The 23829-nt window shown below is 61.1% G+C and carries 14 protein-coding genes; 7 read left to right on the top strand and 7 right to left on the bottom strand.

Annotated features, from left to right (window positions below; translation table 11 throughout):
• Entirely contained in the window at nucleotides 1–579 is a 579-nt protein-coding gene (locus KVT37_RS00950; protein ID WP_308642533.1) for a hypothetical protein, read from the top strand.
• A 47-nt stretch (nucleotides 580–626) separates the two neighbouring features.
• Here the strand turns inward: KVT37_RS00950 and gspG are convergent, their stop codons facing one another.
• The 7 genes from gspG to KVT37_RS00985 form a co-directional block, all read right to left on the bottom strand.
• Nucleotides 627–1094, bottom strand: a complete 468-nt coding sequence (gene gspG / locus KVT37_RS00955; protein WP_217569855.1) for a type II secretion system major pseudopilin GspG — start codon at nucleotides 1092–1094, stop codon at nucleotides 627–629.
• Nucleotides 1094–1588 carry an A24 family peptidase gene (locus KVT37_RS00960; protein WP_217568746.1) on the bottom strand — a complete coding sequence of 165 codons (495 nt, stop codon included), beginning with the start codon at nucleotides 1586–1588 and terminating at the stop codon, nucleotides 1094–1096. The genes gspG and KVT37_RS00960 overlap by 1 nt, the downstream gene beginning before the upstream one ends.
• A gap of 2 nt (nucleotides 1589–1590) precedes the next feature.
• The gene (gspD, locus tag KVT37_RS00965; protein WP_217568748.1) at nucleotides 1591–3717 is read right to left on the bottom strand and encodes a type II secretion system secretin GspD; all 2127 of its coding nucleotides are present in this window, start codon (nucleotides 3715–3717) and stop codon (nucleotides 1591–1593) included.
• 378 nt (nucleotides 3718–4095) lie between these two features.
• Complete coding sequence (locus tag KVT37_RS00970) at nucleotides 4096–4341, bottom strand: hypothetical protein (RefSeq protein ID WP_217568750.1); 246 nt, start codon at nucleotides 4339–4341, stop codon at nucleotides 4096–4098.
• A gap of 5 nt (nucleotides 4342–4346) precedes the next feature.
• Complete coding sequence (locus KVT37_RS00975; protein ID WP_217568752.1) at nucleotides 4347–10553, bottom strand: RHS repeat-associated core domain-containing protein; 6207 nt, start codon at nucleotides 10551–10553, stop codon at nucleotides 4347–4349.
• 331 nt (nucleotides 10554–10884) lie between these two features.
• Nucleotides 10885–11727 carry a plasmid partitioning protein RepB C-terminal domain-containing protein gene (locus tag KVT37_RS00980; RefSeq protein ID WP_217568754.1) on the bottom strand — a complete coding sequence of 281 codons (843 nt, stop codon included), beginning with the start codon at nucleotides 11725–11727 and terminating at the stop codon, nucleotides 10885–10887.
• Nucleotides 11703–13292 carry a recombinase family protein gene (locus KVT37_RS00985; RefSeq protein WP_306796724.1) on the bottom strand — a complete coding sequence of 530 codons (1590 nt, stop codon included), beginning with the start codon at nucleotides 13290–13292 and terminating at the stop codon, nucleotides 11703–11705. The genes KVT37_RS00980 and KVT37_RS00985 overlap by 25 nt, the downstream gene beginning before the upstream one ends.
• Before the next feature lie 266 nt (nucleotides 13293–13558).
• On the opposite strand from KVT37_RS00985, the gene KVT37_RS00990 reads away from it, so the two are divergent.
• The 6 genes from KVT37_RS00990 to KVT37_RS01015 all read left to right on the top strand — a co-directional run bounded on the left by KVT37_RS00990 (nucleotide 13559) and on the right by KVT37_RS01015 (nucleotide 23829).
• On the top strand, nucleotides 13559–13876 hold the full coding sequence (locus KVT37_RS00990; RefSeq protein ID WP_127234358.1) for a YMGG-like glycine zipper-containing protein: 318 nt from the start codon (nucleotides 13559–13561) through the stop codon (nucleotides 13874–13876).
• A 121-nt stretch (nucleotides 13877–13997) separates the two neighbouring features.
• Nucleotides 13998–14609, top strand: a complete 612-nt coding sequence (locus tag KVT37_RS00995) for a methyltransferase domain-containing protein (RefSeq protein WP_217568756.1) — start codon at nucleotides 13998–14000, stop codon at nucleotides 14607–14609.
• Nucleotides 14610–14886: 277 nt separating this feature from the next.
• Complete coding sequence (locus KVT37_RS01000; protein WP_217568758.1) at nucleotides 14887–16518, top strand: serine protease; 1632 nt, start codon at nucleotides 14887–14889, stop codon at nucleotides 16516–16518.
• Nucleotides 16519–16530: 12 nt separating this feature from the next.
• Nucleotides 16531–17604, top strand: coding sequence for a MoxR family ATPase (locus tag KVT37_RS01005; protein ID WP_217568760.1), 1074 nt, complete (start codon nucleotides 16531–16533; stop codon nucleotides 17602–17604).
• Nucleotides 17605–17620: 16 nt separating this feature from the next.
• A complete protein-coding gene (locus KVT37_RS01010; protein WP_217568762.1) occupies nucleotides 17621–20662 on the top strand; it encodes an acyl carrier protein in 3042 nt (1013 codons plus the stop codon).
• A complete protein-coding gene (locus KVT37_RS01015) occupies nucleotides 20659–23829 on the top strand; it encodes a WD40 repeat domain-containing protein (protein ID WP_217568764.1) in 3171 nt (1056 codons plus the stop codon). Before KVT37_RS01010 ends, KVT37_RS01015 begins: the two co-directional genes overlap by 4 nt.

A 23829-nucleotide genomic window follows, 5' to 3' on the forward strand; every position in this document is an offset into this window, starting at 1 on the left:
GTGCTGGTGGGGCTCGCCCTGGTAGGCGTGGTTTCCGCCCTGATGGTTACCTTTCTCGGCCAAGCGCGAACCATGGTGCGCATCCAGAACGCCACCCAGATGCAGATGGAGGTGGACGCCGCGACACGGTTTCTCGAAACCGCGCTCAGCAATGCCGAGGCCCTGCCTCTCATGCAGTCGACACCCGACGACGTGATCTATTTGAGCGGCGGACCTGACCGGCTGCAGTTCAACGGCATCATGGCGATCGGCTTCGGCTCGTCCGCTCTCAGGCAGATTGCGGTCCAGCCCACGGACAGCAGCCTGACCATCATCCAGATTCCGCGCCGGGGCGGCGCTGCCGCGGCCGACGACACGACGCAAAACCGGGCCGTGCCGCTGATTGCCGGCGTGACCGGCGTGCAGTTCGAATATCTCGACGGCGCGAAAGGCGTCTGGTCGGCGGATTGGAAATTCAACCGCCGCCTTCCGGCCGCGATCCGTTTCAAACTATCCGTCGCCAGGGATGGCGCGACCTTTGCGTCCGACGGCTTTGCGCGGTTGAGCCTGGCAAGCCTTCCGGGAGAGCAGGACAACTGAGGCGGCCGTCTCATGACGCAGGCCTGCCGGCGTTGAAACGGCGTCCGTCAGTTGGTGACGTCCTGATCTTCGCCTGTGCCATCCGGTTTGCCGTCACGTCCGAAGCTGCGGATCACGACGCCGCTGGCGTCGGCCTTCAGTTCGTAGATATACGGCTTGCCCCACGGATCGGTGAGACCGGTCGTCGTCTTCAGATACGGACCGTTCCAATGCGTGTCGCCGGGCGGCGCCGTCACCAGCGCCTTGAGCCCTTCGTCATTCGACGGGTATTTGGCGTTGTCGACATAGTAGAGCTCCAGCGCGCTCTCAATATTCTTGATCTGCGCCTTGGCGGCGCTGGTTCGGGCCGAGCCCAGATAGCGCAGCACCTGAGGCGCCACCAGCGTAGCGATCAGTGCGATGATGGCGAGCACGACCAGGAGCTCTACCAGGGTGAAGCCGGCCTCGCCTTCGTTGTCCCGCTTGTTTTCGAGCCGGCTCCTTTCGGTCAAACCGATACGACGGAAAATCTGCATCATGGCGTCCCCAAATTCAGTCCGACAAATTGTTCGAGCGCCCAGCAGCAAGCCAGCCCGAGCGCGATGAACGGCCCGAACGGCACGCGCGACCGCGCCGCCATAGGACCTGCGACGACGACTTGCCCGCCGAGGAACAGCAGCGCGGCGGTGCTGGCGATAAACAGCAGCACCGGCAAGAGCAGCGGATCGATCCATAGCGCGGCCGCCGCCAGCATCTTCACGTCGCCAAGCCCAAGCCCGATCCTGCCGGTAAGCAGGAAATGGCCATGCCGCAGCGTCCAGAAAACCGCCAGCGTCGCCGCGGCGATGAGCGCATGCATGGCTGCATTGTCGTGCTGGACGATCAGTTGAAAGCCGAGCCCGCCCGCGGCCAGCGCCATGTTGAGCGCATCGGGAATGACCAGCCGCCTGAAGTCGATGACGGCGATGGCGACAAGCAGCGCCGCCAGCACCAAGCCGGCAACGATCAGGATCGCGACATCCGCTTGCATGGTCAGTAGGCCAGTCTCTTCACATCCTGCTGCAGCTTGGTGCCGCCGCGCCGCTGCTGGATCGGCGTTTGCAGATTGATCTTGCCACGGAACTCTTCCGTCACCTCGCGGGCCTCGTTGATATCACGGATGACATGCGGCTTGATGAAGATGATCAATTCGGTCCGCTTGATGCCGTCATCCTTCTGCTTGAAGGCGTTGCCGATGACCGGAATGTCGCCGAGGATTGGCACCTGGGTGCGGCCGACGCTGTTTTTTTCCTGAATGAGGCCGCCCAGCGCCAGGGTCTCGCCATCATTGACCATCACGCGCGTCTGGACCTTGCGCTGCTGGATGGTCGGCGAATCGATGCCGGAGCTCTTCGTTGGGGTGGCGTCGCTGACCTCCTGCTGGATGTCGAGCATGACGCGACCTGCGTTGTTGATGCGCGGCGTCACCGTCAGGATGACGCCGGTGTCCTTCATCTGCACCGAGTTGATGATCGGCGCGGTGCCGTTGCCGGTGTCCTGGGATTGCTGGGTCAGGATCGGCACCTGGTCGCCGACCTGCAGGATCGCTTTCTGGTTGTTGAGCGCCATGATCGTCGGCGCCGATATGACGTTCACGTCGGTTATCGAGGAGAGTGCGTTGAGCGTCACCTGGATGTTGTCAGTCGCATAGCTCCAGCTGAAGCCTCCCATGAAGGCCGAGGCGGCGCCCTTGGCCAGGTCGGATACCGAGACCTTGGTGCCGCCGTTTTCGAAGAACCAGCGCAGGCCGTATTTCAAATCGTCGTCGAGCGTGACCTCGGCGATCACCGCTTCCAGCATGACCTGCGTCGGCAGCACGTCCACCTTGGCCAGGATCTGCTGGATGCGTTCATAGTCGCGGGCGGTGGTCTGGATCAGCAGCGCATTGTTCTCGACATCGGCGACCACCGTGGCATGGGCTGGCCCCTCGCCCTCTTGCTGAGGCAGCGAAGGCGACGGCCCGGTCAGCGGCGCCGGCGTGACGCCGTCCGACTGCATGGCGATCGGCGTCATGTCGGGCGACACATTCGAGCCAGCCGAACCTCCTTCGGTCTTGACCGCGGTGCCGAGAACCGAACTCAGCACGGACGCCAGTTCCTTGGCCGGCCGGTTCTGTATCTGGTAGACGAAGAGCTGCTGCTCGTTGGTCTCGGCCAGCCTGTCCAGCTTGCCGATCCAGGTCGCGGCGCGCGCCAGATAGGCGGGACGCGAGGTGATCACCAGCACGGAGTTCAAGCGGTCGTTGGGGATGAACTTGATCACCTTGGCGCCGGGGCCATCCTTGGTGCCGAAGATGGAATCGAGCTCCGTCGCCACGGCCTCCGGCTTCGAGGCCTTGAGCGGATGCAGCGCCACCGACATGCCGCGCATCCAGTCGACATCGAACACCGAGACCGCCTCGCGAATCGCGGCGAGATCAGTGTTGTTGCCGGCGACGGTGATCAGATTGCGTGTCGAATCGACCCGCAGCACCGAGCCTTGCCGGGTGATCGGCTCGAGGATGGTCTTCATCTCGTCGGCGGCGATGAACTGCAGCTGGATGACCTGGACTTTCACGCCGGGGCCGGACGGCGAGACGGACGGCACGCTGACCGCCGGCGTGCTCGACAGGGTCTCCGACAGCGGCACGATCTGGTAGGTGCCGGCGCGCTTGACGATGCCGGCGCCATTCACGGCCAGCGCCGATTCCAATATGTCCGACAGCGCCTCCTTGGAAACCGGCGTCGAGGTCTGCAGCGTCACCGTGCCCTGGACGCGCGGATCGACGACGTAATTGACCTGAAGTGCGTCGCCAAGAACCGCCTTGGCCGCCTGCGCCACCGACGCGTTCACGAGGTTGAGCTCATACTGCCCGCTGCCGTCGCCGGTCACCTGCGCGACCGGCGCGGCGGAGCCGACGAAGTCGCCCGATCCTTGATACTGCGCGCCATTGAAGCGCTGCGCCCGCTCCGCCGCAGAGCCGATGGTCGTGGGGCCGGTATAGCCCGCGCGCAGGGGCGAATTCTTGGCATGCAGGCTCTCGACGGTCTCGGTGAAGAAGTCGCCGCCCGATGGCGACTGGCAGCCGCCGAGCGCCAGCAGCATGAAAAACACGACGCTACTGACTGGCCTGACCCGCATCCACCCGATTCCCCTGATGGTTTACTTTAGGGCCTCTTGCGGGCGGATAGGCGGATTGATGGGGGTGGCGCGAGTCTATCCACAGGGTTGGTAAGATGGAAAGGTACATAGGACGATCAAGACCGGTTATCTAGACATGGACAGTCAGCAATCTGAGCTAGCAGACCCCCAAAAACCATCGTCAAAGCTCCCACCACCTTCAATGGAGGCTCGGAGATTATACGCAAGCTCAATGTCTACGGTTGAACGAGTGGCAATCAAATGTTTCCAAGTCTGTAACAACTTTATTCTTAAATTCCACGCTCAATCGATATACAATCTAATAAATTCATCCCAACGACCGCAGCACCGTCCACCGGCTAATGAATCAAAACCCACCTATCTCAATTTGTACTTATTTTGCATATATTTTTCGATCAAAATCATCTTACTTCTAACATAATCATAGTCATATAATAAATCACCGCCTCCTGGTCTGTACATCGATAACGTTATCGAAAAATCCTGCAATGTTTCGTCATCAACAAAGTTGTCTGCAAGAAGAACTTCGATCTTGTTTGCCGCACTAATACTTATATCATTTCCAGATATAAACCTGCCAATTAATTCCATTAGTTCCTCCATGAAAATCACTCCTTCGGATTAATCACACTAACTATTCTAGTTGCCGTGGCTTCATCGACAACTACCGATGGCTTGCCGGGCATTTTTGAATTTTGGATCGTCAACGTATCCCCGAGAGGGTGTGGAGATCTTTTGGTTACACGAGTTGCTTCATCCATAACTCTATCGACGTCCTTAGGCGAAATTGGTGCTCGACCCGGTGGTGGGTTAACCATCCTGTCAGCGGCGTGAAAGTTAATCGTGCGACCCGCAGGTGTCTTCGTAACTCCAAGTATCTGCTTTGTCGCGAATTCACCATCCCAGATTGCGACAGCGTTTGGAGTTCTTTCTGCAACATTTGCCACTACCGCGGTCTCGACACCACCAGCTGCAGAAAAGAAGCCAGCTCGAGCCAGATTGAAGACACCCAAAGGGCTCGGTGTCGCGGCGAACATCTCGTCACGCGGTTCCACCTTTCCCGACGCGCTCTGGGCCTCCTGGTTCTGTACCTCGTCGGCAACTCGAGGATTTAAGCGTTCGTATGCATCTTTATCTGTACTAAAGAACGCATCCCCCCGGTTATCTCTTATGGCCTTGGCACGTGCTTGAAACGCTTCCTCCGCCGCTCTGTCCTTGGCAGCTTTGTCGGATGATGGCGTGGCGGCAACGTGGCCATTGCTATCGGCATTATTAACAGGATCGTTCAGGGCATATGCATATCGATTGGTGCCAACGCCTTCCTTCGTCGGATCCCAATCGTCTGGCGAAATGAACCTGCCCAGCACCGGATCCATGTACCGCGCATTGAGGTAGAGCAGCCCTGTCTCGGGATCGAACCGCTCGCCGATATAGCTCTTCTGCGTCTGGAAGCCGGTGTTGAGGCGCTCGCCATAGGTGGCGTAATTGGTGGCCTCAGTGATGGCGCCTGAGCTGTCGGTGACCATGCGCACCGAGGCCAGGTGATCGCGGTGTAGGAAGTATTTTGTTGCGCCGACCACCTTGATGTCGGGATGCGGATAGCGGGTGTAGATTTCCGCTCCGGGCGTTGCCGGATCGATCTCGACGGAAGCGTCGGGATAGAGCGTGGTGGCGAAGGTCGAGGCTTTCTTCGCCCGTGCGCCGTCGGGGCCGTAGGTCAGGTTGACGGTGTTGGAGGCAAGCGTGACGGTCTTCAGCCGGTTGGCTTCGTCCCAGGTGAGTGTCCGGCTGCCGTCGGAGATGAGGTTGCCGTTGGCGTCGTAGGCTAGTGTCTTGGCGCCGACCGATGTCGGCGCATGCGGCCTTGGCGCCGTCGCCGCCGGGTAGGTGTAGGTGCCGGCGACACGGCTGCGCGATGTCATGTTGTCGTTGGCGGCATAGACGAAGGTCTCGTCGAGCGTGTTGTCGCCGAGATTGTCGGACGAGGTCAGCCGATCGGCATTGTCATAGCCATAGGTCCAGCTGTCGGACGCGGTCAGGCCTGTCGTGCCGGTGATGCGACCGAGGTTGTCGCGGGCATATTGATCGTCGAGGAGAATGGTCGCGCCTCGCGAGGTGGTGACACGCGCAACCCAGCGCCGGGTGGGCGAGTAGGTGAAGGCGGTCTTCACGCCGTTGGCATAGTTGATCTCCTTGGTCTGCCCGTCGGCTTCATAGAGCGTCGAGGTGATGAAGCCGGAAGCGGAGGCAAGCTTGTTGCCAGCCGTGTATTGCAGCGGCGCGGCGGCCGTGCCGAAGTCGAGCTGCACCGGCAGGTATTGCGTGGCGATCGGCTGTCCGGAGGCATCGCGGGTCGTGGTGGTGGTGTGGGTCAGCGTGCCGATGGTGACATCCTGACGCGCCACCTTGCCGAAGCCGTCATACTTGAAACTCTGCGTGGCGGCCGGATTGGTCGAGCTGGTCAGCTGGCCGATGTTGTAGGAGCCGGCAGATGCCTGGTCATAAGTATTCTGGGTCAGCGTCACCGCGCTGCCGCCGGAGGGCGTTGCCGTCTTGAGCGTCAGCCGGTCCATCTGGTCGTAGCTGAGACCAGTGACGGTGCCCCTGGCGTCGGTCTGGCTGGTGAGCCGGTTGGCGGCATCGTAGACATAGGACCAGGTGCCGAGATCGGGATCGGTCGCCGACAGCCGGTTGCCGACCAGATCGTAGGTATAGGACCAGTTTGAACCGCCGGGATCGGTGACCCCAATCAACCGTCCGAGCAGATCGTAGCTGCGCGTTTCCATCAGGCCGAGGCCACCGACATCGCGGACGATGACGGCGATATCGCCATGCGTCGTCCAGGCGGTGCGGGTCTGGTGGCCAAGCTCGTCGGTCATCGTCGTGCCGTTGAGGCGGGGATTGACGAGGTCGACCGTGGCCAGATTGTAGGCGTAGCTGCGCTGGCTGGCATCCGGATTGACCGTCAGCACCGGCCGGTCGGACCAGTCATAGGAGTTGGTGGTCCATTGCGCGGTGTCGCCGACGAACCTCGGGAAAGCGGTGCGAAGCACATTGGAGCGCTGATCGTAGTCGGTGTCGGCGACGCGCCTGGCGCCGGCTGCGGTCTCTCCGGGGGTCTCGACGCGGTAGACCCGGCCAAACCCGTCATAATAGGAGCGAGTGAAGTCTTCGCCCGCGCCATTCGGCAGCGGCGTGTACTTGACCAGCGCCTGTGTCGCCGGATTGCCCTCGTTCTCGAAGCGGGTCTTGGCGTAGGCGCCTGTGACGCTCTGCGAGACCTGGTAGGGCCGGCAGAAGGGGTCGTAGGTAAAAGTCTTCACCAGGCCGTTGGGATCGGTCTTGGTTGCCGGCAGGCCGCAGACCGCATTGAAGGTGGCGGCCGAGACGAAGCGCGTGTCGGCAGTCTGGCCGCCGGTGGCAAAATAGCGCGGCGCCCGCTCCGTCACCGGATAGAGGTGATAGGTCGCGTCATAGTCCCACTCGGTCTTGTGACCGAGGCTGTTGGTGGCGGAGATCTTGTTGCCGTAGGTATCGTAGGCAAAATACTGGTTCACGTCCTTCTGCGGCGAACCGTAATAGTCCGAGAAGCTGCGCTTGCGGGTGACGTTGCCCTTGACCGGCGCCGTCGCATTGGCGCCGGCATTGCCGTCGTAATAGGTCTCGTCATAGGCAATATAGGGGAAGCTGGTGTCCATCCCCGAGCGCACTGTCTCGCTGGCCGGCAGCGACACGATGTAGGCCGAGGTGTTGGGTGTGTAGCTGCTGACCTTCCAGGTTTCGTCGCCGCTGACATCGGTGCGGCCATAGTCCTTCAGGCTGACGATATTGTTGTAGGCGTCGAAGCCGCGCTCGACCCGGAGCGTGCGCGTGACATTCTCGGTCAGCGTCGTGTCGGTCGCCGTGTTCTGCACCGTGTAGGGTTTTGACGCCGTGTTGACGACATAGGTCTCGGCCACCTGCTTGTGCACGACACCCGCGCCATCCTTCCACACCGTGAGCGAAGGAAGGCCGTAGCTCGCCAGATCCTGGCGATAGGTGGTCGTCACCGTGGGTGCTGCCGTCTCGCCGTTGGCGAGCGGCTTGGTTTCGACGATCGAGGCGAAGCCCAGGAACTTGCGCGCCGCCGGATCGTAGGTGCCGCCGGAATACTGGTAGGTCGACACCGCCGTCTGGCCGCGGCCGTCGCCGACCGACAGTTTTGTCACGGCATGCACCACCTGCGGCAGGTAGTTGTTCGTCCAGGTCGACGACGGCGAGTACTCGACAGCGACCGTGCCGCCGAGCTCCGTCACGATCTGCTTCACCAGGTTCGGATTGCCCGTGCCTGCGTTCGAGATGAACACGCTGCTGGTGTAGTTGGTGAAGTCCGGCAGGCCGTCGCCGTTGAAGTCGCCGATAACCGAACCCGCGTTGAGCGCTACCGGCAGCGTGAACTCCACCGGAGTCATCGCCGTTGATGACGGCCGCAGCGAATAAACTTTTACTCCGGCCACCCTTTGCGGCTGTCTAGTCTCGGTTCCGGCGATGGTAATGGCATCCGCCTTGCCGTCATTGTCAAAGTCGCGCAGGATAAGGGATGCGCCGGAGAGCGATGGCACTGAATAGGATTTGAAACCCGTTCCGGTCGATAGCCAAAGGCCGACGGTGCTAGAACCCGGGGCGAAGCTGATGAGGTCCGAGGCACCGTCACCGTTGACGTCGGCGAACACGCACTTGAAGCTAATGCCATTGTTGCCCTGGGTATCGTTGGGGCAGTTGGCGCCAAACGTCGATCCGGTTGCTTGCCATGCACCGTTTGCGAGGACGCCCTTTTGTATCCCGCCGCTTGCCCAGAATGCCGGTTGCTGACGGCCATTGCCGAGAAAATCGCCGACACCCACTACCGACAGAGAGGCGTTTTTGCCGTTCAGCGTATCCACGCCGTCGCCATCAACATCGGCCACGATCGGGGAATTCAGAGTCGTGCCACTTGTCGGCAAGGCGTCGCACACCGCTTGATAGCCGGTCGGAACACACGCCGTTTTGGTCAGCCCTAACGAGCCATCCGTCTTGATGATCGATTTGGTCGCCGTATAGGTGATCTGGCCCGTCGCGCCGCTCACATAGTTCTGGACCGCCGAATCCGCGAAATCCATCGTATTCTTGGTGCCGAGAAAGCGACCAGGTGCCGAGAAATACACCGGCGGAAACGAATCGGTATTCGGATTGTCGAGCGTATCCAGAAGCAGGGACATTGTGCCTGCCTGCGTCCCATTCGAGTTGAATTTGAATATGTACTTTGTCCGCTGCTTAGCAGGGCAAGGACCTTGATTGTGGGTGCAGGAATCCACGTCCTCGATTTTGTCCCCGACAATCTCGTCGCGGCCATCAAAATCCAAATCGGAAGCAGAGCCCGGGAAATCAGAGCCGCCAAGCCCCCACTCGAAAGTAGCTGCTGTAGTCCCATACACCCCATCTGTGTTCTGATAGGTCATCTGTGCAATGACCTTCGACGTCCCGCCGGTGATGGTGCCGTCAGCGGTGCCGGTGGCATCGGTGCCGTAGCGGGTGATCTGGGTCAGCCGCGACGTGTTGGAGAATGGCGCCTGGTCGTAGGTGAGCTTATAGGCAGAGCGCATCGAGGCGCCGACCAGCACACCGATCGTCTTGATGCGCTGGCTGGTCTCGGAGATGTCGCGGCCATTGCCCATCAGGATCAGGTCCGGACGGGTTTCGTAAAAGAACTGGATGCTGGCGCCGTTATAGGTGATGCTGGACGGATAGCAGGTCGGGCTTGCCGGGCAGGTGTAGCTGTAGGTGACGGTGTTGCCGTTGGTGTCGGTGACGGAGGTCAACAGCCAGCGATAGCTGAAGGCGAGATCATAGGCCGGCGTGCCGGCAGCGGGGTTGAGGTTGGCGACCGCGCCGACCGAGCGGAAGGTCGAGACCGTGCCGTCCCTGTCGGTCATCGTCCATTGATTGGTGGAACTGTTGAAAGCGATGCGGCGATAGCTTTCGTTCTCCGTCGCATGCGTTCCGCCGGTCGAGCACGAGGGCGAAACCATGCCGGCAACGCAGGCGACCATCGCCTGGCCGTCGAGGAGAAAAATGTCGTTGGCATCATAGGCCGGCATGCCATAGCCGGGCGTGGCTCGCTCGATGACGTCAAAGCCGGTGACCCCCCAAGCATAACCCAGCCAGCCCTGGTAGAGCCCGCCGAGCTTGGTCTTGCGCGAGGAATCGTAGTTGAGCGAGATGTGCGGCTCGATGCCGTGGAAGGCCGGTGCATCAATGGCGATCGAATAGCCGAGATTGCCGTTGCCTGCCGCCTTGGGGAGGTCCACCTTCGGCGTGCCGACCGCTTCGGGATCGCTGGGATCGCTTGTGGTCGTCGTGGTTGTGGCAGTCGCCGCCTGAGTCTCGGCAGGCTGATCGGCGGTTGTTTCCGTATCGCCAGTCTTCGCGGCCGTCCCGGTATCCGCCTGATCGCTGCTCGTTGCAGTTGCACTCGCAGGGCTGGTTCCGACCTTGGCCGCCTCGTCCGGCGTACCAGTTACTTGGCCTGTGCCGGAGTCAACCCCGGCCGACGGAGTATCGTTCGAGGATGCCCCGGACGTAGAAGCACTGCCAAAACCTTGACTTGCGCCCGACCCAAATCCAGCGCCGCCATTACCCAAACCATTTGCCGACGATGATGTATTGCCGGACTGGCTTTGCCCCTCCTGCGCGACGGCTGCTATACCTGCACTTCCGCTAATGTAAGCGACAACAGAAATATCCGCGCCAAACGCGCTCGCGGCAAACACCGCCGCGCCAACAAGCAACCGGTTCATGAGACCCCCAAGCGAAGTTGCTTATCGATACTCAATCCGCTCTTATCGGATACGACACCCGACTGTCACAGTGGGGTTTTCCACAGAGTTATTTTGCATCCAAGGGCAAAGTGCAAAACAACGACATCTCGCAATATGAGAGCGATATGTGAGTACGGTGCTCACCGACATCGCTGCCATCACTCTTCACAGCGTCAATGCCAATCTGGAGCTGTGTGGCTAAGCTCAATGCGCCACCTTCATATGTTGGGTGCACTTTGGCATGAATGCTTCATCAATCCGCTTTCGCGAGGCAACGATCATTGAGCGTGCCGCCACGTGTCGGCACTCCTCACCCGAGGGCGGGCACCGACAAGCTGTGAAACTCTTCAAATTGGCTTGGGAAGTTATGAGCCAGATACCGCACCACCTTGGAATTATCCATCAGCCGGTCAAAATAGCGGCCCGCCGCCAACAGTTCCAAGCTCACAGAGCCATGTCGCTCCACAGTGCTCAGAAACTCAGTGCTTAGTCGGCCAAGTTCTGGCGTCATCGCGCCGAGTTGGTCTTCAGACACGTTGGCTATCGTCGTGGGATCGAAACCCTCGGCCAGCAGAGGACGCGGCGTAAAGGCGACAAGGATCTTTGTGTATGTGAATGTGACCCGCTCCATGGCGACCATCAGTCGGGCAATTTCCATTTGCCTGGCCGGGAGCACATGCCGCAGCAAACCGAAGATCTTCACCTTTACAAAGCAGTCCTGGAGGAAAGCGAGCACGTCCGGGCAAATCCCGCTGACAGGTTGCTGGCTCGCACTGCTGCCCGCAGGCGACATGCCGGCATGCTTTGCTGTTGCCGTCTCTAACGTAGCGTCGTCGTGTAACCTCTGCACCAAGCAATTTGGGATGGTGGCAAGCCCCTCCGACCTCAGCAACGAGAGAAACTCTTTGTCATTCATTATCACGCGAAGCGCTTCCGCCAGACGGCCTAGGCAGTGTTCCGCTTCCTCGGTTTTTCGGATGAAATCGCGCTTGCGGCGGCACGCCGCCTTGTAGGCCGGAAACAGTTTGGGCGCGAACAGCTTCTCCTTCGAACCGGGTTGATCGGCAGCAATTTCGCGGGCGTGCCTCTCAGCGCTGCCGTGTAAAGCCTTGTAGGCTGCTTCGCGGGTCAAACGACGCTTGAACTGCACCATAGGGTCTCCGCACTGGCTCGCGCTGACAGCTTGACGAGGGGGTCGAGCGTGGAAAAGAGATAGGTGTCCAGCTGCGCTCCATTGTTCGCGGCCAATTGCGATTTGCCTACGATTTCAGAAGCGGGGGCAATGAGGTAGTCCCGAATGAGCAGGTCACCAGGGCGCATCCTGATCAGGGTGAAAATGTCGGCCACCGACTGGCGTTGGGTGTCCAAGGACCAGAAAGGGTAGCCGTGGTCGGAAGCGCGGCAGCGTGCGATTTCGACCGCAACCGTGAACTCGTCGTTGATGCGCAACAGGTCGGCCTCTCTGTCGTAGGTCGCCTTCCCGCCAACGCATCCGATCGCGGCCAGCAGGTCCCCGATCGCCTGAGTTCGCAGCGACGCCAGCCGCTCTCGCGATGTGATAAACTGCCAGTTCTTGGGCGGCTGATACCCAATCAATTCGTAGGCCTTCAGAAGGCTTCCGAAGCGATGATGATAAAAGCTGGCCTTGGGGCATTCAGGCGCAGCCTCGATGATCGAGCTGGACAGGGCGCCGTAACGCGCCAGGACCTTCCTAAGTGCAGCCAAAATCTCATCATTGCTCAGGCGCAGATGCGAATAGAGCTTTCTGTGGATCGCTTGAGCCCGATCGAACAGCTTGCGGCCTACAATCGGCTCGAATGCGCCTTCCGCGCGCACCCACTGTTCAGGAGGATTGCTCACGGCCTTTGCTTTGAGCTTGCGGGAGCGCCTGTTCCAGACATTGGTGCCGACGTATTTTTCATTGGTCAGAACGCCGCGCACGGTTTCTCGCTTCCACGGTCGCCCAAGGTCCGTCGGCACGCCGCGCTTGTTCAGGAGCCTTGCCATCTCGAGTTCTGTCATCTGCGTTTTGACGAACTGACGGAAGATCCACCGAACCGTTGCAACCTCTTCGGGCGGCCCGGGCACCAGGATCGTTCTGTCGGTGTGCACGCTCTTTTGCTCGTGCTCGGAGAGAATAAGTCTTGGACGTCCATAATGGTCCATGACTTGGCGTCTTAAGCCGAGCCCTGGCTTCCCACCCTGGCGGAATCCCAATCGGATCAGCCTTGCCTGCCCTATGAACGTCTTTTGCGATAGCATGCGGCTGTGCTCGGCCGCCATGCTGCGTTTGATGGCCTTGAGCACGTCCGAGCCGATACTGCCATCGTTCAAGAACTGCTCGGCACAGAATTCGATCCGAACTCCGGCCATATGGCAGCGGTATTCGTAGGAGGCGCTTTCATCGATGTTCTGAAAGCGTCCCCAGCGGCTCACATCATAGACAATGATGGTTTCGAAATCGGCGCGGCCGCTCTCCACATCGGCGAGCAAACTTTGCAGGCCGCGGCGCCCTTCCAACATGAGGCCGCTGCGACCGGCGTCCTCGTAAGTGGCGACGATCTCGTAGCCCATGATATCGGCATAATCGCGGATGGCGTCTTTCTGGTTTTCGATCGAGTAGGTCTGCTGCTCTTTCGACATGCGCACATACTGCGCAGCGCGAACCCTCCGCCTCCCTTCAGGAGTGGTACGGGTCGATGTAGCCTTGTCCATCATCTTGCGCCGTCGTGCCGACTCCGTAAGCTAGGGGCCTATAGGCTTGTGGCAAGAGCAGCATGTTGGTCCCGCCGTTGGCGAGCGGAGCGGGGCGCTGTTTACCGTCGCGGGCAATACCTTTCCCGTTTGGCAACCATGGTGTTCAACTGCCGGGAAACCGTGATTCACTTCGTGAGCCGACGTGCCGCCGTTCCGCCGCAATGCGACCGCACTTGGCCCTTCCGCCCCCGTTTTCCAATCCCTGGGGCTTCAGAGGAGTTCTAGCGATGATCATCAAGAAGGCTATTCTGGCCGTGCTCATGACCGCCGCGCTCGCCGGCTGCGAGACGCAGACCGAAGGCCAGCAGCGGGCCACCACCGGCGCGCTGATCGGCGGCGCCGGCGGCGCCCTGGTCGGCCAAGCGATCGGCGGCAACACCAAGAGCACGGTTATCGGCGCCGCGAGCGGCGCGCTGCTCGGCGCCGTCGTCGGCTCGGCCACCACGCCGCAGCGCCGCGGCGACCAGCTCTGCCGCTACCAGGACCGCTACGGCCGCATCTACACCGCGCCCTGCGATGACCGCTATTACAACGGCAATTATTGATTGAAGCGTCTGACCGGCGGGAGATCGGCGCCTTTGATGCCGGTCTCCTCCGTGCTGTCATTCTTTTGCACGGTTTGCGGGATAAGGAGATCGGGCGGCGGGCAGGAGGAGGAGGTCGAGAATGACAAGCCTTGCCGGCGCCCTGAAAAATCGGGGCAAACACGCGGTGAAGCGGCTACTTCGCTATGACAACCGCAATTGGCTGCGCATCCGCCAGATCGAAGCTTTCACCACGTTTCTCGAAGCAGCCAACCGCAAGTCGCGCGACGTGATCGAGATTTCGCCGGGCTGGAACCGCTATTGGCGGGCGCTGTGCCCGGACTACCGCTCGGTCGATTTTCCCGACTTCGACATCTGCAAGGATCGCACCGAGGAGCAATATTCCGTCGTCATCGCCGACCAGGTGCTGGAGCATGTGCAGCGCCCGCAGACGGCCGTGGCCAACATCCACGCCATGGTGAAGCCCGGCGGTTGGGCGATGGTAGCGACGCCCTTCCTGTTTCGCGTGCATGCCCGCCCGCACGACTACAACCGCTGGACGCCCGCGGGCCTCAAGCAACTGATGGTCGAAGGTGGCTTCGCCGAGGACGACGTGCAGGCCTTCGGCTGGGGCAACAAGGCCTGCGCCAGGGCGCATATCGGCGGCCCTGTGCGGGCTTATGGCGTGTGGCGGGATCTGAGCAACGACGAGGAGTATCCGCTTATGGTGTGGGCGTTCGCGAAGAAAGCGTGAGTTAGCGTTTTGACGCGACCGAGCTCCAGAGTCCCGGTAGCCTCGCTGTGAAGCGGTTTCTATTCCATTATTGCTAGTGGCTTGGGCACTTGTCAGCCACGACGCAGCTCCCCAGTAATGTTTGCCTGCCCGTGTGAGAGGAGAGTTTCAGAAAGCTGTCCACTTGCTTTGCCGCGCTGTAAGGCGGGTATTCTACTTCGGAAGAGCATATTTGTTTTGCCTAATTCACGCTTATGATAAAGTCTGAGCTGCTATGAGGGGTTGGACGGGGGCCGAATTGCCGAACGACGCGCAGTTGCGAGCGCAGCGCAGAAGCTGGACCTGCGCGCTCGAGGACTTCGCTGGTGTCAATGGCACCGGGGTGCTGATCGCCCCCGATCTCGTGCTAACAAATTTTCATGTCATTCAGAAGCTGCAAAAGTCGTTGCAAGACAACCCAAGGCGCCTCGCCGACGCGCGAATTCATTTCGACTACTTTCAACAGGGCGCGGGGGAAAGTTTCGGGCTAGCGGCAACTGATTGGTTGCCGGCATTCTCGCCATTCGCCAAACGTGACCTCAACATCCAAGAGCCCCCCGCGCCTGATAAACTCGATTACGCAGTTATCCGGCTTGCTAGAAGGATAGGCGAAGAGCCCTTGCCCGCAGGCAATGCGGCCGGTTGGCCCGACGGAACCAAGCCGGCCAAGCGGGGCTGGCTTATCTTGCCCGCGCCCGAAACGCGCCCCACGACCGGCGCCAACATCGTTCTCTACCATCATCCCTGCGGGTTCGTCGAAAACCAGTTCCAGAGCCTGCCCATGGGTGAGACGCGGGGAAGGGTCACGGAGGTTGATGTAGGCTGGCTGCGAGTTGCACATGATGCGAATACCCAGCACGGCTCGTCCGGCGCGATCTGCTATGGTGACAATCTGGAGCCAATCGCCCTGCACCATGCCGGTGATCCGGAGTCGGCGCTCGGCGAACAGTTTCCAAATCAGAGACCCCTGCCCCCCGGTCAGCGCGCGATACCCCTCGGCGCTATAGTTGCGCAACTCTGCCACTCGCCGATCTATCAATCTATGCTGCCGGCGAAGGATCCGCCGATCAGGACCATTTTCGATCCGACCCAAGAAGCGATCAAACTGGAACTTCTCAAAACGCGGCACAAGCGGGCTATGGCATTGCTCGATCGGGATGATCCTCAGTGGGACATCCTCGATTCTATTAACACCGCAAACAGCGTAGTGCATGCTATTGCCTGCCGCTCAGTTGATGGGCTGGAGTTCTTTATGCGGCGCCTGCGAGAGGCCAGTCTTGGCCTGAAACAGCTGCCTCGCCCTGAACTGCAGGAGCGGATCTCACGCTTCCTCAACGAGGGCCTCTCCGAAAACGGTTGGGGGGACGGGTCGGCCTCCGTCGACACGCGTCTGACGCCTGTCGACGCAGCCGCCAAGATCGTCCGGAAGATCGAAAGCGAGATCAGGCAAGATCAAGGAACGGTCTTTGCCATCGGCCAAACATTCGCAAGATTTGACTTCGAGCGGGAGCGCCAGCTCATCACCGAAGTTGCACGCTGTTGCACACCCCTGCTTGGCACTGGACAGGCTAAGTTCCAAGTCTTCTTCATCTATCAGGATAATGCGCCAACGCCCCGAAAATGGGCAGCCGAGCGCGCATCGGTCGCGGAACTCTGGGCAAGTCCGCCACCTAAGGGTTCAAATCTTGGCCAGTGTTTGAATTTCGATGACATGAGCCGCGATCAGATGAAGGGATGGATCTCGGCGATCAACAACGCCTTCCAGATAAACAGCGAGGATCTGTGCAACCGGATGGACGATATTTTTGCGGACCAGAAAATACCGTTCGCGGCACTTGAGCCCAAGCTCAGGGACATTACCAAGGTTTTTTGCGAGATAACAAGAAAATAGGAAACAGCGGCAATGTGGTTCAATTCCTTCTCGGATCAAAAAGAGGATAAGGAAGCGCCGCTGACTGCCAATGGCATGGCGGAGTATTACAAGGGCAAGGGCTACGTCTTCAATCCGGAACTGGAAGCTGCGGTCGATGTTGCAATCGGGCTCGGACGGCCGTTATTAGTCTCGGGAGAGCCGGGCGGCGGCAAGACCGAGCTTGGCTTTGCGATCGCCCGGCGGCTTGGCATTTCCAGGCTCTATTTCTTTTCGACACGGTCAGTCTCCGAAGCCCGTGACCTCTTCTACGTTTATGACGCGGTTCGACGTTTTCGCGACGCGAACTTCCGCAACGCCGACCACGAAAAGCCGGTGACTGCGGCCAACTACATCGACTACCAGGCGCTCGGGGCGGCTATCCTCGATGCGCAACCTTACGCCAGCGTCGCTCACATGCTCGACGGCGAGCGAGCCTATCTACATCCTGAAGACCCCCAATCCGACCTGCCGAAAGAGGACCGACACGCACAGCGCTCGATTGTCATCATCGACGAAATCGACAAGGCATCACGCGATTTTCCCAACGACGTGCTGTCCGAAATCGAGACCTTGCAGTTTGCCGTGCCCGAACTGGGCAGCAGCAACGCGGGTCCCGAATCGAAGCGCCCGCAGACGCCGAGTTTCCCCGCGGATCCTTTGCTCCGACCCATCATCGTCATCACCTCGAACGAGGAACGCCAACTTCCCGACGCCTTCCTGCGCCGCTGCGTGTTCCACCAAATTCAGTTTCCCGACGACACACAGCTGCACGAGATCATCGAAAACAACCTCAAGCGGCGCTTTCTCAAGACCGGCGTCAATCTGGTGCTAGACGAAGGCGACCGAGCTGCGTTGCTAGGCCTTGTCGGCAGGTTCCGTAACCAGCCTGTCGACAAGAAGGCCGGCGTCTCCGAGATCGTCGACGCCGCGTTCTTGCTAGCTTCGCCCAGGGGCGCGGACCAGGAACCGCTCGGCGTGCGGCTGGAGGCGGCGATGGTGGCGCTGGCCAAGCTGAAAAACGACCGCGACCTCCTGCGCGCCCTGCTGCCGTCAAAGGCGGGCTGAACAAGCGGCCAGCGCCATGCAACACGCGGAACCCTATCGCTTTGTGTGGGATGAGGCCGAGCTCAGCGCCTTCTTCCTGGCCTATGAGCGCGAACGGATCACGGCAGGTGTCGGCGCCACCTTGCAGCATGTGTCCATCCGCCAGCGCGCCGACGCCATCATGACGATGACCGGGCTCAATGTCGGCGCCTGCTGGCGACGCGTCGGGGAGGAGAGCGCAAAGGCGCTTTGGCGCCGTTATCTCACGCCCGTCCTTGCCGAGACGCGCGAGTCGGCGGCGGCGCTCGACCGCGCGATCGAGGACAACCCACTGCCGGGGTATTTCGAGCCGGCGGTCGGAACCGAGGCGGAGCTAGGGCGGGGGCCGACCGTGCCGCCTGTCGAGAAATCGAAACCGCGGCCACGACCCCGAGTTGGTTTGGCCGACATCTGGAAGGCCCTCCTTCACGTCGTCGTCCGCCGAGAGACGGGGGCCGCGATCGGGGTACTGGCGGGGGCTGTCCTGTCGCTGTGGCTTTGGGCGAGTTTCGGCGGGAAGGACGAACCCGCCCCGTCAAACTGTCCGCCTGCCTGCGTCACCGCCGACCCGCATGCCGCGGCACCAGCGCAAGTCGCAACCGATCCGTCGCGGCCGGTGGACGAGGCGCGCTCGGCTCGGCTGCGCTTCCTCGACATAACGATAGCGGCCGCGGAACAATACAGGTTCAGCATCTCGCCCTATACGCTGGCCGAATATTATGCCGGCGAAGCCGACTTCGTCGGCGAGCCGGCGCTGTTCCTGCAGGCGATGCTGAAGCGCTGGCCGCTGCCGGCGTACGAACCGATCCCGCCGACGCTCGCCGGCGCCTATGCGCTCGGCCAGTATTCGCTTGCGGCCGCCGAACTCGATCTGGCGACCGGGCTCGACCGCGACCGGCTGAAGCTCGGCATCGACGTAGCGACGCAGGAAACGCCCGACGATGCCGAAGGCGCCCAGGCCCGGCTCTATGCCAGGATAGAGGCCTTTCGCTATGGCGAAACGGAGGAGTTGGTCCGCCGCACCATCGCCGACCGCTTCAAAGTCGATGTCAGCAGGGTGACCGGATCCTCGCTGCTTGCCGATAGCGGAATGGACGACGGCGATGTCCTTCAATTGGTCGGTGTGCTGCAGGATGCCATAGGTGTCAGGATTCCCGACACGCTCGCCAGGCCGATCCTCAACTCCAGGGCAAAGGTCACGGTAGCCGATGTCGCGCGTGTCGTGGCGGCGGCGCTCGACCAGCCCGTGCTGCAAGGCGGCATGCAACCGGTTCCCCGACGCTGGCCCGACTGGCCACGCTGGCTGCTCTTCCTCCCTCTGCTGCCAGTGCTCGGCTGGGCTCTTGTCAGCGGCTGGCGCGCATGGAACGCCGCACTGACCAACCCGCCGGAAAGCCTACGCGGCACACCGACGCCGATTGCCTCGCGCGAGCTCGCCAACACCGCGCCGAAGCCCGAACGCCGGTTGGCGCGGCAGATTTCATGGCACCCGCCAGTGCCCTCCGGACGGCTTGACGTCAGGCGCAGCATCGCGCAGACGGTGCAGCGCGGCGGGTTCGCCCAGCCCGTCTTCGGCACGCGCAGCCGTTCGGCGGAATTCCTGTTCCTGGTACCGCGCCACCGCGACAACGACCATGAGCGCGAGCGCATCGCTAGGCTCATTGCCGCGCTTGAGGCGGGCGGCGCCACCCTCAACGTCTACGAATACAGTCCGGACCCACGCACGCTGGTCGGCGCCAGCGCGCGCAGCACGCAATCGGGGCCGCTCGACCTGCGCGCTCTGCAGGAATTGCACGGCGACGCACAGCTCGTTCTAGTCACCGACGGCAACGACCTCATCGACTACTTTTCCATGCGACCTTATCCATTCGTTGCCGAGAACCTGCGCGCATGGCCGGCGCGCATGCTGCTGACGCCGATACCCATGGCGGAATGGGGCGAGCGAGAGATGAACCTGTCCGCAGCACTTGCCGCCCCGATCGGCCGTGCAACATCGGAAGGGTTTCAGGATCTCGCTGCCGGCTTCGGCACGCGCCGCATCGCCCGCTGGCGTCCGCCATCGCCAGTCTCGGGCGGCGGTATCCGCGAACTGGTCGAGCGTATCCAGGACTGGTTGAAGGCGACGGCCGCCCTGCTCGGCGCCACGCACTCGGTGCCGCCGCGCCCCGAAATGGTGCGCGACAACGACTATCTAATGCTTTCCGACATAGCTCCACCCGATGGGCTGCGTGCCGAACTGGTCGAGGCCCTGCGCAAGTGGCTCGGCGCCGACGGCTTCTACTGGCTGGCGGCCTGCGCCGGCTATCCGCAGTTGCGCTACGCAATCACCGTCTATCTCGGCACCCGACTTTACGGCTCGCGTGGGCCTATCTACGAGGAGGAGGATATGGCCAAGCTCTGCATGCTGCCTTGGTTCCGGCAAGGCCGCATGCCGTTATGGCTTCGCGAAAGCCTGTTTGCGGCGTTGCCCCCCGATAAGCGCAGCGCGGTTGGCCGGACGCTGGCGGCGATGCTAAGCAGTGCGCGCGCGGCTGAAAGCGTGTCTTCCAAGGCCACTGCCGCGGAGAAATCGCACAGAGAAGCCCGAGATAGGCGGGGGCTAACCATCTGGCTGCCCGACGAGAACGGCGCCGAGATCGCGCCCGACGAGGTGGTGGCCGACTTCATGCTGCGTGACATGCCCGAGGTATTGCCAACGCTGCACCTGTCGGTCAGCAGCGCAATTTTCCGCCGGCGCGCGCTTCGCATTGTGCTGGTGCGTGTCGCCGCCATCGCGGCCATCGGGCTTTGGTGCTGGGCGATGCTGCGGTTCTGGCCGTCAAGCGCCAACGCGCCGCACGCGCCAGGTGTATGGCTGCCGCTGATAGCGGTTGCGGTCGTCACGGCTTTCGGTCTGCTGGCGGTCGCGGTTTACCGGCGTCTGAAAAGTCTCGGCTGGTTTGCCGGGCGCTCGTCCGCAGCGCTGGGACTTGAGCAGCGGGGCGAGAATAGCGACACTTCAGCCATGCCGTCACGTGACCCCAGCGAGGTGCTCGGATGATGGCGGAATCGGAAAAGCCTGAACTTGAAGGGATGGAACACCAGCAACCGCTGGCGCCACAGAGCAGTGATCGGTTGCAACACCAGGAGACTTTCGATGAACCGGCGAAAACCGGCCCCGGACTAAGAGAGGAACAAGCTACCAACCTTGAGCAGACACCCAATCGGGCAACTGGATCGTTGTCGGCTGACCCGGATGCTTCGCAGTCGTTAACGCGTTCCGGGCAGGCTACCGACGCGCCCTCAACTGGCGCCACGCAATATCAGCCGCAGGCGCGAGACGTCAGCACCATATCTGGGCGGTTCCCTGCGGCCACGCGTGGATACCTGCGACGCTTAAAAACCGGCCTACATGGCGCGCTTCGTCTCATGTGGCGCGTCCCGGCGACCGGTTTTGTCCTCGTCGGCGCGCTGGCGGCAGGATTCTGCGTCCAGTGGCTCGTGGGCGGTGCCGAAACCGCGCTCGACGGAGAGATCGCTCAGCCAAATGTCGCACAGGAGATGGTGACTAGCTTGGTGTGGCTAGCCGACGACCAGATTGGGATCGGAACGGCCAGCGGTGCGTTCCATCTTCATGGCATAGGCGACGGTCGGACGGTATCGATGACGGCGACGAAGGACCCGATCGTCGGTATCGCTGGCTTGCCAATGAAAGGAGGAGTTGGAACTCACGGCTTCTTCTCGGTCGTTGTCAGCGCCAATCTCACTCAGAAATTCGAGCCAGGGGCACCCTCCGCCGCTCCTTTGCGGCGAGTATTTCTGGGCACCGGGACGACTGATCTGGAGGCCGACGACGGGCTTTTTGCTATTGGCCCTGGAGCACCGGTGCCTATTGTCGCCGGACGCCGCATACTGCCGGCCAATCAGCAGCAGCAACAACAAATGGCGCCGCTGACGCCGGTGACGGGTCTTTTTCGCTACGATGTCAGTGCGGACGGAAAGCCACGGGAGGTCGGCCAGGTGGAAAGCCTCGGGAACGTCCGGGCATTGGCCGCGACGCCGGACGGCACCTTTGCAGTCGCCGGTACGGACAACGGGCAGGTATTTGCCATCGACCTTCTTCAGACTGATCTCAAACGAAGCAAGGAGTTGATGCCGTTCCGGATCGGCACGGCGGGCGCCGCGATGATCCCGCCGCGTTCTGGTGCGGCAGTGACGCGCTCTCCTGTGGTCGCCGTTGCCGCCGGCGGCACCATAAGCAGCCCAGTGATTGCTGCTGCAAACGCTGATGGACTGATCTCGGTATTTAAGGCCATCCCCGACAAGCCGCAGCAAAGCCTACTGGTCAACGATCTCTCTGCCTTCAACTATCAGCTAAACGAAGCGGGCCTTCCCGCTACAAACTGGCATACTCAAGCCATTGCCGGGAAATATACGCTCAGAACAATCAGCAATGATGGCAGCCGGATTGTTGTTAGCAAATGGAACGCCGGTACTCAAGCCGAAGAATACTTTATGACCACAATTAACAAAGACGGCGCCTTTAGTGAGCCGCTCAGATTGCCGGAGCCGTTCGTCTACAATGAAGGCCCAATCACGTTTCCCGCTATGGCCGATGCAATTTATTTTGGCGGAGCGGTTTCTGATGTAGTTCGTAGGGCGGCTTTGAAAATGGCCTCGGATTCGCAAAAATCGGGTGGAAGGGGTATTGCTGCGATATCAGTCGACCGCAACCGTGATGCTGCGTTGATCTGGATGTTCGATGCCACCGTTGCGCTTGTGACGGTCGCAGACCCGCTGCCGCGCGAAATCGACCTTGTGAACGGCCTTACTCCAACCGCATTCGGCGCGGATGGCCACATGAGCCAGGTTGGCGCGATCAATGCCGACGGCCATTTGTTGGCAACAATCGGCTTGGACGGGCAGCTTAATATATACAATCTCCACCAACCAAGTATAGTTCAGAAGAGTAAAGAAGCACCATCAAAATTGAATATGGGTGCGCCATCCCTTTCTTTTTCATCAGATAACCGACGAATCGTCGTGTGCAATCTTGATGGTTCTATCGAAATTTATTCGGCAACGGATCTCCATCTAATTCGGAGGGATGAGACCCAACGCACTTTTTCTAACATAAGTGGATGCGCAGGCGATTTCATCCTGCGCGGGACCTCGGAACGGTCCTTCGAGATGATCGCCACCGCGACCGGGTTACCCGTCCTCAGCGCCGATATGGGACAGCCAATAGAGGATATGGAAGTATCGGGTGACGGTAAGACGGCTGCCTTCAGTTTGGCCGACGGCAGCCTAAGGGTCTGGCGCAAAGTCGACAGCCCTGGGCTTCATCAGTCTGGCGAAGCGTTTGAGATGGTGGTTGCCCCGGTCGGTCTGCCGGACGCGGATGGTCTGAAATTCTCTGCCGACGGCGCTAAGCTGATGCTGCGCACCCGCGAGGGAGGGCTCTACGTCGCGAGAACGGATGTCCGGCAACTCGTCCCGATTTCCGTCCGCTTTACCGAGATTCCTATCGACTCCCCTGCCGTCACCGCTGACATCGCCCCGGATGGCAGCTTCGTTGTGGTCGGAGAAGCGGACAATTCGCTGGTGCAGATCGACTTGACCGGCGACACGCCCCGCAGTTTCGACCTGCCAGAACACGCAGCGGTGGTTAACCAGATCGCGATCTCGCCCGATCGCGCGAAAGTCGCCGCCGCCAGCCTCGACGGGCGGGTGCGCATCGTCGATCTCGCCCGCGAGCGGTTCGTCGCGGGCCTGCCGCTAGCGGGGCTTGCGTCGCATGGCCAGATGCCGCGGATGATTACACGCCGGCTAGACGACGCGCCCGGCACATTCCCCGACACCGCCTTCCTCGACCAGCAGTCCGGCGCGCGCGAAGATGCTCCTGCCGTCATCGTGTTCGGCTCCTATCCGAGCCTCGCCGCGGCAACGGCTGGCGTCGATACTGTACTGCCGGCGTATCGGAACTTGACTGACAGTGGCGATGCGGCGGTCTATTTCCGGGAAGGCTCCTATCGAGCGGTTTTCGAAACCTCGTTCGGGCGCGCCGAAGCCATTCTGCAACAAGTGCGTGAACTAGCACCTGAAATAGCCGACGCGTATGTACGCGTTCTGGTGCCCTGGTGCCTGAATGTAAAAGCCCGCGACGGATACAAGGAATGCGGCCTGCCGACCCCGCCGGCAGCGGCCGACACCAAGAAGGGCGCATAG

It is taken from the genome of Mesorhizobium sp. GbtcB19 (assembly GCF_019091085.1).
GTDB lineage: Bacteria > Pseudomonadota > Alphaproteobacteria > Rhizobiales > Rhizobiaceae > Mesorhizobium.